At 60.7% G+C, this 13,933-nt stretch carries 18 protein-coding genes; 12 read left to right on the top strand and 6 right to left on the bottom strand.

Annotated elements, in window-relative coordinates:
* Positions 1-13 precede the first annotated feature (13 nt).
* The gene (mutY, locus tag DLM86_RS28405; protein ID WP_110843436.1) at positions 14-1,210 is read left to right on the top strand and encodes an A/G-specific adenine glycosylase; all 1,197 of its coding nucleotides are present in this window, start codon (positions 14-16) and stop codon (positions 1,208-1,210) included.
* Positions 1,211-1,310: 100 nt separating this feature from the next.
* Here the strand turns inward: mutY and DLM86_RS32430 are convergent, their stop codons facing one another.
* Both DLM86_RS32430 and DLM86_RS28395 read right to left on the bottom strand, forming a co-directional pair.
* A complete protein-coding gene (locus DLM86_RS32430; protein WP_170143736.1) occupies positions 1,311-1,472 on the bottom strand; it encodes a hypothetical protein in 162 nt (53 codons plus the stop codon).
* Between the two features lie 184 nt (positions 1,473-1,656).
* Positions 1,657-2,271: a superoxide dismutase gene (locus tag DLM86_RS28395; protein ID WP_110843434.1), complete on the bottom strand. Its 615-nt coding sequence runs from the start codon at positions 2,269-2,271 to the stop codon at positions 1,657-1,659.
* 436 nt (positions 2,272-2,707) lie between these two features.
* Here DLM86_RS28395 and DLM86_RS28390 point away from each other — a divergent pair, with 436 nt between their 5' ends.
* From DLM86_RS28390 to DLM86_RS28355, 9 genes are all read left to right on the top strand, one after another.
* Positions 2,708-3,136 (top strand): GNAT family N-acetyltransferase, encoded by a 429-nt coding sequence (locus tag DLM86_RS28390; RefSeq protein WP_110843433.1) that lies wholly within the window; start codon positions 2,708-2,710, stop codon positions 3,134-3,136.
* Positions 3,137-3,334: 198 nt separating this feature from the next.
* Complete coding sequence (locus tag DLM86_RS28385) at positions 3,335-3,886, top strand: DUF402 domain-containing protein (RefSeq protein WP_110843432.1); 552 nt, start codon at positions 3,335-3,337, stop codon at positions 3,884-3,886.
* Position 3,887: 1 nt separating this feature from the next.
* Positions 3,888-4,481, top strand: a complete 594-nt coding sequence (lepB, locus tag DLM86_RS32550) for a signal peptidase I (RefSeq protein WP_211326599.1) — start codon at positions 3,888-3,890, stop codon at positions 4,479-4,481.
* Positions 4,482-4,919 (top strand): ribonuclease HI, encoded by a 438-nt coding sequence (gene rnhA, locus DLM86_RS32545; RefSeq protein WP_211326598.1) that lies wholly within the window; start codon positions 4,482-4,484, stop codon positions 4,917-4,919.
* 12 nt (positions 4,920-4,931) lie between these two features.
* Complete coding sequence (gene queG / locus DLM86_RS28375; RefSeq protein ID WP_110843431.1) at positions 4,932-6,143, top strand: tRNA epoxyqueuosine(34) reductase QueG; 1,212 nt, start codon at positions 4,932-4,934, stop codon at positions 6,141-6,143.
* Positions 6,140-7,171, top strand: coding sequence for an HD-GYP domain-containing protein (locus DLM86_RS28370; RefSeq protein WP_110843430.1), 1,032 nt, complete (start codon positions 6,140-6,142; stop codon positions 7,169-7,171). Before queG ends, DLM86_RS28370 begins: the two co-directional genes overlap by 4 nt.
* 177 nt (positions 7,172-7,348) lie before the next feature.
* The gene (locus DLM86_RS28365) at positions 7,349-7,558 is read left to right on the top strand and encodes a YneF family protein (protein WP_110843429.1); all 210 of its coding nucleotides are present in this window, start codon (positions 7,349-7,351) and stop codon (positions 7,556-7,558) included.
* A 42-nt stretch (positions 7,559-7,600) separates the two neighbouring features.
* Positions 7,601-8,194: a GTP cyclohydrolase I FolE gene (gene folE, locus DLM86_RS28360; RefSeq protein WP_110843428.1), complete on the top strand. Its 594-nt coding sequence runs from the start codon at positions 7,601-7,603 to the stop codon at positions 8,192-8,194.
* Positions 8,195-8,363: 169 nt separating this feature from the next.
* Positions 8,364-8,867 carry a DinB family protein gene (locus DLM86_RS28355; RefSeq protein ID WP_110843427.1) on the top strand — a complete coding sequence of 168 codons (504 nt, stop codon included), beginning with the start codon at positions 8,364-8,366 and terminating at the stop codon, positions 8,865-8,867.
* An 18-nt stretch (positions 8,868-8,885) separates the two neighbouring features.
* Here DLM86_RS28355 and DLM86_RS28350 read toward each other — a convergent pair whose 3' ends face one another.
* A complete protein-coding gene (locus DLM86_RS28350; RefSeq protein WP_110843426.1) occupies positions 8,886-9,854 on the bottom strand; it encodes an NAD-dependent epimerase/dehydratase family protein in 969 nt (322 codons plus the stop codon).
* Between the two features lie 60 nt (positions 9,855-9,914).
* Positions 9,915-10,436: a TetR/AcrR family transcriptional regulator gene (locus tag DLM86_RS28345; RefSeq protein ID WP_110843425.1), complete on the bottom strand. Its 522-nt coding sequence runs from the start codon at positions 10,434-10,436 to the stop codon at positions 9,915-9,917.
* Between the two features lie 196 nt (positions 10,437-10,632).
* Between DLM86_RS28345 and DLM86_RS28340 the strand changes: the two genes are divergently transcribed.
* Together DLM86_RS28340 and DLM86_RS28335 are read left to right on the top strand one after the other, a co-directional pair.
* Positions 10,633-10,968: a winged helix-turn-helix transcriptional regulator gene (locus DLM86_RS28340; protein WP_110843424.1), complete on the top strand. Its 336-nt coding sequence runs from the start codon at positions 10,633-10,635 to the stop codon at positions 10,966-10,968.
* A 151-nt stretch (positions 10,969-11,119) separates the two neighbouring features.
* Positions 11,120-11,920: a hypothetical protein gene (locus DLM86_RS28335; protein ID WP_110843423.1), complete on the top strand. Its 801-nt coding sequence runs from the start codon at positions 11,120-11,122 to the stop codon at positions 11,918-11,920.
* A 48-nt stretch (positions 11,921-11,968) separates the two neighbouring features.
* Here the strand turns inward: DLM86_RS28335 and DLM86_RS28330 are convergent, their stop codons facing one another.
* Together DLM86_RS28330 and DLM86_RS28325 are read right to left on the bottom strand one after the other, a co-directional pair.
* Positions 11,969-12,562, bottom strand: a complete 594-nt coding sequence (locus DLM86_RS28330) for a GNAT family N-acetyltransferase (protein WP_110843422.1) — start codon at positions 12,560-12,562, stop codon at positions 11,969-11,971.
* Between the two features lie 172 nt (positions 12,563-12,734).
* Complete coding sequence (locus DLM86_RS28325; RefSeq protein WP_110843421.1) at positions 12,735-13,910, bottom strand: Fe-Mn family superoxide dismutase; 1,176 nt, start codon at positions 13,908-13,910, stop codon at positions 12,735-12,737.
* Between the last annotated feature and the right edge of the window lie 23 nt (positions 13,911-13,933).

Genomic DNA, 13,933 nt, shown 5'->3' with positions numbered 1-13,933 from the left:
GGAGATACGCACAGTGGGAGCAACCAACGCGAAGACGTTTTTTTCGACCCGATTGCTGGAATGGTACCGCAGACACAAAAGGGACTTGCCGTGGCGCCGCAGCCGCGACCCTTATTATATTTGGATCTCCGAAGTGATGCTGCAGCAAACCCGGGTGGAGACGGTCATTCCGTACTTCCACCGGTTCGTCGACCGGTTTCCGACGGTCGAGGCGCTGGCCGACGCGCCGGAGGAGGACGTGCTGAAGGCGTGGGAAGGACTCGGCTATTATTCGCGGGCGCGCAATTTGCAGGCGGCCGTCCGCGAGGTGAAGGAGCGCTACGGCGGCCGCGTGCCCGATACGCCCGAGGCGATCTCGTCGCTGAAAGGAGTCGGCCCCTACACGGCCGGGGCGGTGCTCAGCATCGCGTACAACAAGCCGGAGCCCGCCGTCGACGGCAACGTCATGCGCGTCCTCTCGCGCTACTTCCTGCTGCGCGACGATATCGCGAAGCCGTCGACGCGGGCCGGCATCGAGAGGCTGGCGAGAGAGCTCATTCCGGAAGGGGAGGCGGGCGACTTTAACCAGGCGCTCATGGAGCTCGGGGCGACGGTCTGTACGCCGAAGTCGCCGCACTGCCTCACCTGTCCGGTGATGGACCTGTGCGCGGGCAGGCTGGAGGGCGTCGAGAACGAGCTCCCCGTCAAGACGAAGGCGAAGCCTCCGCGGCCGGAGCGGCGCGCCGTCGCCTTCATCGAGGGCGAGGGAGCCGAGACGGGGAAGGTGCTGGCCCGCCAAAGACCGAAGGACGGGCTGCTCGCCCGGATGTGGGAGCTGCCGCACGTGAAGCTGCCCGACGCGGCGCCGGAGGGCGCCTATGGAGGCGAGGCGGACGACGACGGCGCCGCGATCCGGATGCTGCGCGAGCGTCTGCTGGCCGAATACGGGCTCGTCGTCGAGCCGCTCGGGCCGATGATGGACGCGGAGCATACGTTCAGCCATATCCAGTGGCGGATGCGCGTATTCCGGTGCCGGTTCGCCGGCTGGGCGGACAAGCCGGGAACGGAGGCGCGGGCGGAGGCGGCGGCCGCGGAGGCCGAAGCCGCGGGAAGCGCCGAGAGCGACGGCGACCGGGAGGAGCCGTTCCGCTGGTTCGGCCGACGGGAGATGGAGCAGTACGCGTTCCCGAACGTGTTTTTGCGCATTTTGAAGGAGGCCGGCCGGCTGTAAGCGCCGAACGGCAAAAAGAGCCCTCGCAAGGGCTCTCTCTGCATGGCGGCCGGGCGCGAGCGGCTTACGGCGGCCCGTCCGCCGCGGGTGACGCGTCCTCTTAGGCGCCGGCCCGGCACCGTTTGCACACCTTCGCTTTGACGCCGTCCTCGAGCGTACGGGTGTACAGCAGCTTGATGCGGGTCGCCCGGCATACCGGGCACGTGCCCCGGCCTCGGGAAGGAAGCTTCCAAAGCGCTTTTCCGCGGTTCGATTTCGCCATGCCGTTCGTTCCTTTCGTATACGGATGCAACGGTACATTGTATTCGCGGAACGGACGCAACATGCCGGGAATGCCGTCCCCGGACGTCTAAGCCGCATATGCCCATAAAAAAACGCCCCGCGGCCGCCGCATAAGATGCGGGCGACCCGGGGCGTTTTCGTCTCGGCATAACGGGGGCGACGAATTATTTCTTCGCCGCGTCGTACAGCTTGCCGACTTCGTTCCAGTTCACGACGTTCCAGAACGCGGCGATGTAGTCCGGGCGCTTGTTCTGGTATTTCAGGTAGTAGGCGTGCTCCCATACGTCCAGGCCGAGGAGCGGCGTATCGCCTTCCATGAGCGGGCTGTCTTGGTTCGGCAGGCTGTACACTTTCAGCTTGCCGTCTTTGCCCAGCGCGAGCCATGCCCAGCCGCTGCCGAAGCGGGTAGCGCCGGCTGCCGCGAACGTTTCCTTGAATTTATCGAACCCGCCGAGCTCGCTGTCGATCGCGGCTGCGAGGGCGCCCGTAGGCTGACCGCCCGCGTTCGGGCCGATCGTCGTCCAGAACAGGGAGTGGTTGGCGTGGCCGCCGCCGTTGTTGCGCACCGCGGTGCGGATATCTTCCGGTACGGCGTTCAAGTCGGAGATGAGCGCTTCGAGCGACTTGTCGTGCAGCTCCGGATGTTTGTCCAAAGCGGCGTTCAAGTTCGTAACGTAGGCGTTGTGGTGACGATCGTGATGGATTTCCATCGTTTGCGCGTCGATGTGCGGCTCCAGCGCGTTGTTGGCGTAAGGCAGTGGCGGCAATTGGTGTGCCATGGTAAGTACCTCCCTAAATTATGGATTTGTACACCGCTATTATCCCTTATTTTCGATCGTAAATCAACATGTTCAATACTTATGTTTGGAAAGTTTATTTCGCTCCAACTTCCATTATGGGTATTTTCAATCATCTTATACGGCATTTTCTCATAGAGATATAGTAATCGCCGTCCCGAATGACGAACCGGCCCGAAAAAAAAGCCGGATGAAAGCGGCGAACGGGAGCCGTCGGGAACGTTCGACAACCGTAAAAATATGTAAAAAGACCTTCTTTTCCCTGAACAGGAGGTGAAAACGCTTCAAATAAAGCGTTTTCAGGCGAAAATACGCGATAATCGAAACTTTTTAAGCTTTTGTTAAGGTTTAGGCAGGATTTCCTCGATTTTTGTCGTAATTGTTACTTAACAAAAAAACAAAACGGGGAGAGACCACGATGTTCGTTCGGCCTTTTCAATTGTCTGATTACGCGTCGATTACAAGTCTGTTCAACGAAGTGTTGTCGGAGGAGTGCTGCGGTGAAACGTTGGAGGCGTTTGCCAAGCAGCTGTCGCTGGATCCCGATCTTGTTCTCGTCTCCGTCATGAACGATGAAGTCGTCGGCATTATTATCGGCACGATCGATCAACGCAACCAAGGGTACTACTACCGCATCGCCGTGGCGCCGCAATATCAGCGCATGGGCATCGGCAAATCGCTGATCAACGGCTTGAAGCAAAGGTTCATCCAGCGGAAGGTGAGTCAAATTCTCGTCACCGTGGACGTACACAACGAACCGATTCTCCCCGTATACGAAGCCGTCGGCTACACCGACCGCAATTTCTCCCGTTCGTACCGTCATCTGCGCATCGTCAGCGGCCGATAAGCCGAGAGCGGCTTCCGTACAAACCGATTTCATTTATGTGGGGCATATCTTGAAGCCATTGCATTTGGCGTAGAGATATGCTTTTGTATTCATATCGGGCGATGCGGAGGAAGGGCTATTCCGCGGTCGCTCATCCGTGCATTACTACGTAAGGCTTTTTTGATATATAATAGGGATAATTGCGAGAAAGGGCTTATTATGAATCCATTTTCCCCCTACCGAATCAAAAGCTTCAAGCACGACGGCCATCTCCACCGGATGTGGCTGCAAAACTGGCGCATCCCCGACGAGATGCTCGCGCCCGAGCACCGCGCCGAATCGATGCTTGTGCTGATCAACAGCCAGACGCCGATCCGCGAGCGGGACGGCAAAGAGTGGACGAGCAAAATCCCGTCGGTCACCTTCTTCATTCCCGGGGAATGGTTCAACGTCGTCTCGCTTCTGGAAGATCAGGGGATCCGCTATTACTGCAATATCGCCTCCCCGCCCTATGTGAACGGAGGCGTCATCACCTATATCGACTACGATTTGGACGTCATCCGGACGCCCGACGGCTATACGCAAATCGTCGATCAGGACGAATACGAGCTGCACAAGCACAATTACCATTATTCCGACGTCGTGGAGCGCAAAGTGAAGCAGGGACTCGATTCGCTGCTGGCCCGATTGAAACGGGAAGGTCCGCCTTTTCGGAACGAGCAGGTGCTGGCCTATTATGAGCTGTGGAAAAAGGAAGCGCCGGGGGTGTGACATGAGCACGTATGAAAGCCAGGACGGCCGCGAAGCGGCGGTCGCCGGGGCGGATGCGGCGCCGTCGCGCAGCTTGGCCGCCGAGCTGTGGGATTGGACGAAGTCGATTGTGGTCGCGCTCGCGATCGTCATTTTGCTGAATCTGTTCGTCTTCAATCTGTCGACGGTCAAAGGGCATTCGATGGAGCCGACGCTGCGCGAGAAGGAATGGCTGTTCGTCAACAAATTCGTCTACCTGGTCGGCCATCCGCAGCGGGGGGATGTCGTCATTTTGAAAGACCCGGATACGCATGCGGCGGAGCGCCAATATTTGGTCAAGCGGGTCGTGGCGGTGCCGGGCGACAAAGTGGAAATTCGCGGCGGGAAGCTCCACGTCAACGGGGAGGCCGTGTCCGAGCCGTATACGGATATCAAGATCGAGGACGGCGACCGGGGGCCGGTCGTCATCGAGGAAGGGCATTACTTCGTGATGGGCGACAATCGTCATCAAGGGGCGAGCAAGGACAGCCGCATCTTCGGCGCCGTATCGGAGCAGGCGATTCAGGGACGGGCCGACTTTATCCTGTGGCCGATTCGTCAAATGGGAGGTTTGTAAGTGAAGGAAGTGGAGATTTATACCGACGGAGCGTGCTCCGGCAACCCGGGCCCCGGCGGTTGGGGGGCCATTCTGTTTTACGGGGAGCATCGCAAGGAGATGTCCGGCGGCGAGAAGCATACGACGAACAACCGGATGGAGCTGCTGGCCGCGATCGAGTCGATCGGCACCTTGAAGGAGCCTTGCAAGATCAAGCTGTACAGCGACTCCGCCTATCTCGTCAACTGCTTCCAGAAAGCCTGGTATAAGGGGTGGCAGCGCAACGGCTGGAAAAACAGCAAAGGGCAGCCCGTGGAAAATCAGGACTTGTGGAAGCAGCTGCTGCAATTAATGGAAACGCACCGGGTGGAGTATATTAAGGTCAAAGGTCATAGCGACAACGAGTTCAACAACCATTGCGACTTTTTGGCCCGCGAGGCGATCAAGCGTCTGACATGAGGTGAACGCGCCATGGACGTCACGACGGCGTCAGGAACCCGGGAACACTGGGCGAAGCTGAAAGAAGACATACGCGCTGCGGCGCCGGGGCTCGGCATCGACAAGATCGGCTTCGCGTCGGCCGAGCCTTTCGCCGAGCTGAAACAAATGCTGCTCCGTCACCGGGAGCGCGGCCACGAATCCGGCTTCGAGGAGCCGGATTTGGACAAGCGCACCGACCCGTCGCTCAGTCTCGAGCGTCCCCAATCGCTTATCTCCATCGCGATCGCCTATCCTTCCAAGCTGCAGAACCCTCCCAAATCGGAGCCGGGGGCGTACCGCGGCATCATCTCCCGCTCTTCCTGGGGGGACGACTACCACGCCGTCCTGCGCAAACGTCTCGCTTCGCTCGAATCGTTCATTCGCGAACGGGTGCCGGACGCGCGCATCGAAAGCATGGTCGACACGGGAGCGCTCGTCGACCGGGCCGTCGCGGAGCGGGCCGGTATCGGCTGGAGCGGCAAAAACTGCGCCGTCATTACGCCCGAATGGGGCTCGTGGGTGTACTTGGGCGAGCTCGTGACGAACATCCCGTTTCCGCCGGATACGCCGATTCAAGAGCAATGCGGCGACTGTACGATCTGCATCGACGCCTGCCCGACCGGCGCCTTGGTCGGACCGGGACAGCTCCATTCGAGCCGCTGCGTCTCGTTCGTCACGCAGACGAAGGGGTTCGTCTCGGACGAGCTGATGCGCAAAATCGGCAACCGGCTGTACGGCTGCGACACGTGCCAGGTCGTCTGCCCGGTGAACAAGGGCAAAAACTGGACGCATCAGCCGGAGCTGCAGCCGGACCCCGAGAAGGTGAAGCCGCTGCTCAAGCCGCTCCTGTCGATGTCGAACCGGGAGTTCCGCGAAACGTACGGTCATATGGCGGCGTCGTGGCGCGGCAAGAAGCCGATTCAGCGCAACGCGATCATCGCGCTCGGCAACTTCCGCGACGAATCGGCCGTGCCCGAGCTGAAGGAAGCGCTGCTGCGGGACGAGCGGCCGGAAATACGCGGAACGGCCGCTTGGGCGCTGGGGCGGATCGGGGGCTCGGAAGCCGCGGCGGCGCTTGCCGAAGCGAAGCGGACGGAAGCCCATCCCGAGGTCGCCGAACGGATCGGCGACGCCGAGCGGGAGCTGGCCAAGGAGAGCGCATCTACACCGATTCAGGGGAGCCGGAGGGGAAACGCAACATGAAGTACGTGAGCATCGATCAGGTGGAGCCCGGGCAATTTTTGGGGAAAACGATTTTTTCCAGCACCGGCGCGGTGCTGCTGTCCGAGGGCGTCCAGCTGACGGTCTACATGATCAACACGCTGAACCGGATCGGCGCGACGATGATCTATATCAAGGACCCCCAGTTCGAGGACGTCGAAATTCCCGAGGTGCTTTCCGACGAAACGAAGCGGAGCGTCCTCAAAAAAATGACCGAAACGTTTGAAACGATCAAGTCGGGCAAGGAGTTCGACACCCGGTCGATGAGCATAGGGGTGGGGCAGCTGCTGGAAGACGTCACCCGCAACCGCGAGGTGCTCATCCAGCTGTCCGACATTCGCACGAAGGATAACGAGGCGTACGTCCACGCCTTGAACGTCTGCATGATGTCGACGATGATCGGCATCAACATGAACTTGAACCAAACCCAGCTGAAGGAGCTGGCGATCGGGGCGCTGCTGCACGATATCGGCAAGGTGGACAAGCTGGCGGACGACGAATCGTCCGATCCGAAGCGGCACCATACGTGGCGCGGCTTCGAGGTGCTGAAGCAGAAGCAGGAGCTGAACCTGCTGATCGCGCACGTGGCGCTTCAGCATCACGAATCGCCGGACGGGGAAGGGTTTCCGCGGCGGCTCGTGGGCGATCAAATTCATCTGTACGCGAAAATCGTGGCGGTCGCGAATCTATTCGACAACCTGCAGCACGGTGCCGCGGCCTCAGGCAAGCGGATGCTGCCTCACGAGGCGTGCGAGCATATGATGGCGCTGGCCGGGACGAAGCTGGACCGGGACGTGCTCATTCATTTTTTGCGCACCGTATCGATTTACCCGACCGGCTCGTCGGTTCGGCTGTCCACGAAGGAAACCGGCGTCGTCGTCGGCCAGCACCGGGGGCTGCCGGGTCGTCCGGTCGTGCGTGTCGTCCGTCAGAACGAGGACGAAATTCAGGTGAAGGAGATCGATTTGGCGAAGCTGACGACCGTGTTCGTCGAGGGCGTGCTGACGTAAGCGCTTCGGAGGACGCGGCCATTTTCGTATTTGAAGAACCGGCACCGAAATGCTATCATGAATTGTACTTGCGCTGCGGCGGCATAACCAATTCGTTCCATTCCGGAAAGCGGGACGACGCGGGACGCCGGGACAAGCACGTTCAGTTTACAGAATCGATTCGGGGTGACGTTTACCATGTGGGCTTGGATCATACCCATCTTGACTTTGATCGTCGGTCTCGTCGGCGGTTTCTTCATCGGCGTCTACTATTTGCGCAAGCAGATGGAAGCGATGCAATCGAACCCGGAGATGCTGCAGCAGATGGCGAAGAAAATGGGCTACAACTTGAATAAAAAGCAGATGCAGCAAATGCAGCAAATGATGAAAAACCAGAAGTGGAAGTAATCGTCGCAGACGTTCGCGACCAACGGGTGAGGAGGGGAACGGATGGCAGGAGTGAAGGACTACATCAACGATAACGTCGGGCGCAACCGGGAACGGATCGAGGAGCACATCAAAGAGATTTTGCGGCTCATCGGCGAAAATGTGGAGCGCGAAGGGCTTCTCGAGACACCCGCCCGCGTGACGCGCATGTATGAGGAAATATTCGCGGGCTATTCCGTCGACCCTAGAGACGTGCTTGGCGTCACGTTCGACGAGAAGCACGAGGAGCTCGTTATCATTAAGGATATCGTCTATTACAGCCAGTGCGAGCACCATATGGCGCCTTTCTTCGGCAAAATCCACGTCGGCTACTTGCCGAGCGGCAAAATCGCCGGGCTGAGCAAATTCGCCCGTCTCGTCGAGGCGATCACGCGGCGGCTGCAAGTGCAGGAGCGCATCACGTCGGAGATCGCCGACATTCTCGTCGAGGTGCTGAAGCCGCACGGCGTCATGGTCGTCGTCGACGGCGAGCATCTGTGCATGTGCTCGCGCGGCGTCAAGAAGCCGGGAAGCAAGACGGTCACGTCCGCCGTCCGCGGACAGTTCGCGACCGATTCCGCGCTGCGCTCGGAGTTTTTGTCGCTGATCAAAGGGTAATCGATGAATTCGCCAGGCGGCGAGCGAGAACGGCCGAACTCCCCTGTTGGGGCTTCGTCCGTTCTTTTTTCGTATGAACGGGCGGAATCGATGACAAGCTATTGTCAGCGTTTGTAGGTTACGATAGAAACGCAACCGAAACGAAATCGATAGCAGGAGGAGCAGAATCATGTTTACGACGATTGAGACATTCGAGGCCGAATGGCGGCAGGAATCGGCCACAACGCAAAAGGTGATGGACGCGCTCACCGACGAGACGCTCGCCCGGGAGGTCGCCCCGGGATTCCGGACGTTGGGGCGGCTCGCCTGGCATATCGTGACGCAAATTCATCAAACGGCGGTGCAGACGGGGCTGGAGCTGCCATCCCCCGGATCGGAAGAGAACGTGCCGGCATCGGCCCGCGAGCTGGCGGACGCCTATCGGCGGACGAGCGAGGCGCTGCTGGACGCGGTCCGTTCGCAATGGACCGACGCGAAGCTCAGCGAGACGAACCAAGTGTTCGGGCAATCGTGGCCGAACGGGTTGACGCTTCGCATTATCATTCAGCACGAGGTGCACCACCGCGGTCAAATGACCGTGCTCATGCGCCAAGCCGGCCTGCGCGTCCCCGATGTGTACGGACCGACGAAGGAAATGTGGGGGGAGATGGGCGCTCCCGAGCCCGCGCTGTAACGACCGCCGCACCGCATCTCACGAATGAGCTTCGCCGCCGCGATTCATCAGCTCGCGGATCGTGTCGGCGATCGCCCGCTCGTGGGGCGTCCAGACGAGCGGGCCGATTTCGCGCTCGTACTTCTCGCCGCTAAGCACGAAGGGCTCTTCGGTAAGGTAGAGCATCTCGACGACTTCGCGCATGACCGGCTGGAATAAGCCGATCAACGAGAGTCCGATCCGGCCGAGCGGGACGACGGCCTTGCGTTTCCCGCTCGCGGCCTGCGCGATCCGGACGATGTCGCGTCCCGAGAGGAGGCCCGGACCGGGGATATGCCAATTTTGTCCGTAGGCGTCCTCCCGCGAGGCGATCTCGACGATCATCCGCGCCGCGTCCGGCAAGTAGACGTATTCGCGCGGAACCGTCATATTCCCGATAAAGGCGGTCGGCTTGCCGGCCGCGATCGCTTCCATCGTGACGGACAGATACGAAGCTTGGGCGGAAGGCCCGTAGTAGTCGGGGAGACGCACGATAAGCGGCTTCGCCCGGCGCCAGCGGGCATCGAAGACGAGCTCCTCGTAGGCGAGCCGGACTTTCCCTTTGCGGGTATGGGGACGCTTCGGATGGTCCTCGGTCGCCTTGTCTGCCGTTCGTCTGCCGTAAGGATAAATGCCGTCGACGACGACGACCTTGGCCCCGAGACGCTCGGCCGCTTCCATGACCGATTCGCCGAGCGGCAGAAGCCGCGACGCCATCTCGTGATACGGCACGTTGGCGCTGTGGAAAATGACGTCGGCGCCGTCCGCCGCCCGGACGATATCGTCCGGACGGAAGGCGTCCCCCGTCGCGAGCTGCAGCGAGGCCGGTCGGCCCAATTGACGCGCCAAGCGTTCCAATTTGCCTTCGGATCGTCCGAACGCGATCGTGTCGACGCCGCGTTTCGCCAATTCCGCCGTGAGCGGATGCCCGACTCCGCCCGTTGCTCCCAATACGATTGCTTTTTGCATCGTTACCATCTCCCGTTTAGTTATTGATTGACCAATTACAAACCTTGAAAAAAATTTGTTTTACTTTTTCGCCATCAAATTCGGCATGTCCAACGCCATCGCGACGTTGCAAAGCATCCCTCTCGCCAAAAAATCCGACGTCCGGACGTCCGCTTCCGCGATTCCGGCCTGCTCGAACGCCCGGCTTACCAACAGCCGCACCCGCTCCAGCCCTTGCTGCATCACAAGCCGGATCGGCGCTTCCCGGATCGTCTGGGCCTGCATCTGGAGCAAAATTTCGCTGCGGTGCGCGGCCATGATCTCCTCGTACGCTTCGATCAGTCCCGCTTCGAGCCGTTCCGGCGTCGCCGTATCGATGACACGCCGGAACGCCTTCTCGATCCGCTGCCAAGAAACGTCCAGCGCTTCCGCCATCAGCGATTCCTTCGTGAAAAACCGGTATACGTAAGGCTGCGAAATGGCGGCGCGCTCCGCGACCTGGGCGGTGGTGGCCCGATAGTAGCCGATATCCGCGAACACTTCGATGGCGGCGGATACGATATCCGTACGCCGATCGGCGGAGGTAGCATTTCCTTTGCGCATGGAGGGCAGCTCCTTTCGTTTTGCTTTATTATTGATTGACCAATCACTGGCTTGAATTCATCATAATCGATTCGCGCGTCGTTTGCAACCCTTTTGGTTTTTTTCTTTAACTTACTATACGTAATTAATATTAAAAAAGTAAGGTTGTATAGATTCGTAATGGTGGATATAATAAAGCAAAGACGAGGTGATAGGTGTGGAACCCCATTCTCCATTATGCCCCCGGTTCGAGAAGGCGATCGACCTGCTGAGCAAGCGATGGACCGCGTTGATCGTCTTCCGTCTGCTCGACGGGCCGCAGCGGTTCGTCGGGATCGCGGGCTCGCTGCCGAACTTGAGCGGCAAAGTGCTGTCGGAACGGCTGAGGGAGCTGGAAGCCGAAGGGCTCGTCCGGCGCGACGTGTATCCGGAAACTCCGGTTCGGATCGAATATTCGCTAACGGAGAAGGGGCGCGACTTGGCTCCGCTTTTCGACAATATCGGCAGGTGGGCTGCCAAATGGATCGAGCTGCCCGAGGACGACCGCCGTTAGGAGCGACTCGGGCATCGCTTTCGATCGGGGCGCCCGTGGACTTGGATGTGAAGGCCGGCGAACCGAGCCGTGTGTTTCGGCATAATTGACAATGAGAATCATTATCAATTATAATGAGGCCGTTAACCCATGTTGGAAAGGGGGCCTTGCGATGACCCGAACGGCACGTTCGATCTGGAGGCGGCCGGGCTCGCCCATCTCGTCCGTTACGGTCGGCGGCGACTCGAGCGTGTACGCTTCCTCGCTCGGACAAGGGGTTTACCGGATTTCTCCCGCAGGAGAGTGGACTTGCCTGGAGGAAGGATGGCCGGGAGGGGCGGTCGTCAATCGGCTTCAAATGAGCGGCGGCGTTCCGTACGCCTGCACGAGCAAAGGCTTGTACGCCTACCGGCATGCCGGCTGGGAGGCTGAAGATATCGCCGTTCCGGCCTACCGGCTACGCGAAGGAGAGGCGGGGCGGATGATCGCCGCCACCCAGTACGGGATATGGTGCAAAACGGCCGACGGATGGCTCAGCTGGGCGTATCCGGAAGCCGTCGTTTACGATGTGCTTTACTTGCCCCAATTCATCGTGGCGGGACGCGAGGGGGGCCTGTCGCTGTACGACCGTCTGACCGGCGAATGGACGGATTATCGGCTGGCCGCCTCCGTCACCGGTCTGGCCGTGTTCCGCGGGAAGCTGATCGGAACGGGGGACCGGGGACAATTGATCGTCGGCAACGGACGGGGAGCGTTCGACGTGTTCGGCCTCGGCGGTCTGTTCGTCATCGGGCTCATCCCGAGAGGCCGGGACGTTTACGCGTGCACCGACCGCGGTCTGTTCCGGCTCGGCGGCGCGGGCGGCCGGCTGACGCTGCTGCCGGTCAAGCTCGGCTTTCCGGTCGCCGACGCCGACTGGGTCGGCGACCGGATGGTGCTGGCGGCTCTGTTCGGCGGCATCCGCTCGCTGTAACGGCATGCCGCGGCGGGAACCGCCGGCCGGCTTCATGCGGCCGCCCGGTCAGTCGCGGCGGGCGAGCCTGTCGTCCAGCCGCCGCTTCGCCTCCGGCCACTCCCGCTCGAGGATGCTGTAGTAGACGGTGTCGCGGATGAAGCCGTCCGGCAAAATGCGATGCTGGCGCAGCGTTCCCTCGTAGACGCCGCCGATCCGTTCGATCGCCTGGCGCGAGCGGGCGTTGCGGGCGTCGGCCTTCAGCTGGACGCGGATGGCGCCCATCGTTTCGAAGGCGTGCGCGAGCAGCAGCCGCTTGCATTCGGTGTTGACCCGGGTTCGCCAGACGGACGGCGTAAGCCACGTCCAGCCGATTTCCAGGTTGCGGTGGGCGACAGACATATCGTACAGCCGCGTGCTGCCGAGCGCCCGTTCCCCGGCCGCGTCGAAAATCGTATAAGGCAGCTCCTCGCCGCGTTCGGCCGCTGCGACCGCCTCGTCGACGATGGCGCGCATCTGCTCCGGCGACTGCATGCGGGCCTGCATATACGTCCAGACGGCCGGATCGCGTCCGGCCTCGTACAGCGGCTCGGCATGCTCCCGCTTCATCGGGGCGAGCTTCACGGAGGTTCCTTCGAGAGTCGAATAGACGACGTTCATCATAAGCGTTCGCTCCTGTCTTGGCGTTCGGTTCGCCTTCATGGTACAAGAACGGGCGGCTCGTGAACAGGGCCGATTCCGGTTGTTTTCACCGGTCCAATCGCCGGGGCCATACGGGTAAAAAAACGAAAAGCCCCCCGAAGGGGAGCCTGGAGCCGGTGGGCCGGGCAGCCGATCAATACGACTGCCATTTCAACGTCTGCGCGGCGGAGAAGCGCTCGTTCACGTGCGGCCAGTTGACGACGTTCCACCAGGCGTCGATATATTTCGGCCGCTCGTTTTTATATTTCAAGTAATACGAGTGCTCCCAGACGTCCAGCGGCAGAAGCGGGACGACGTCCCATTGCGACAAGTTCTGATGCTTCTCGGCTTGCAGGATTTCGAGCCGGTGGCTGCGCGGGCTCCAGACGAGAATCGCCCAGCCTCCGCCCTCGACTTTGTCGGCGGCCGCGGTGAAATGCTTCTTGAACGCGTCGAAGCCGCCGAAGTCGCGATCGATTTGCGCCGCGACCGGTCCGTTCGGCTTGCCGCCTCCTTTCGGAGACATCGTACTCCAAAAGATCGTATGCAAATAATGACCGGCTCCGTTGAACGCCGCCTCCCGCTCCCAATGCTTGATCAGGTCGAATTGGCCGGACTTGCGCGCCTGCTCCATCATCGTCTCGGCTTTGTTCAAGCCGTCGACGTAGCTTTTATGGTGCTTGTCGTGGTGCAGCCGCATCGTTTCCGCATCGATATGGGGCTCGAGCGCGTCGTACGGATACGGAAGCGGCGGCAGCGTATGGCCGCCGATCGGGACCGGCTTCGTTCTCGCGACGGGGTCCGCCCACGTCCCTTCGGGGGCTAGCGGTTCGGTGCGATCCGCCGGCGCGGGAAACTCCTCGCTTCCGTTTCTCGAGTCGCCGGGTCCGAAGCCTCCGTGCGTCCCCGGAGCGGTCAAGATCGCCTGCAGCACGCCGAGGAAATATTCGGATTCGCGTATGATGTGCTGTACGACCGTAGGCGCCGTCGCGACGGCTCGGACAGCCGCGCTTTGCTGCAGCATGGCGAACAGCTGCTTGACGAATTCGTTCGATTGGGCCGCCGACGTACGCAGCAGCGCGTTCACGTGCCGCCACAGCTCGGGGCCGACCGTTCCTCCCGAGCGGATGACCGCTTCGATCCATTGATTCGCGGCCGCTTCCGTCTGCGCGAAGACGCCCTCCCACTGCTGCAGACGGGCGACGTACGGAGGCTCCAAATTCGGGACGAGCTCGCGTATGACGACGGTATGCTCCTTCTCCTGCATTTTCCAAAAGCGAATTTCCTCGAGCAGCCTGAGCGGCATCAGCGAGCCGTATACGTACAGCATGAGGCCAACCTCCCTCTCCACAA

It is taken from the genome of Paenibacillus flagellatus (genome assembly GCF_003217775.1).
In the GTDB taxonomy this organism is placed as follows: Bacteria; Bacillota; Bacilli; order Paenibacillales; family NBRC-103111; genus Paenibacillus_AB; species Paenibacillus_AB flagellatus.
This window is presented reverse-complemented; position numbering and strand designations above follow the sequence as displayed.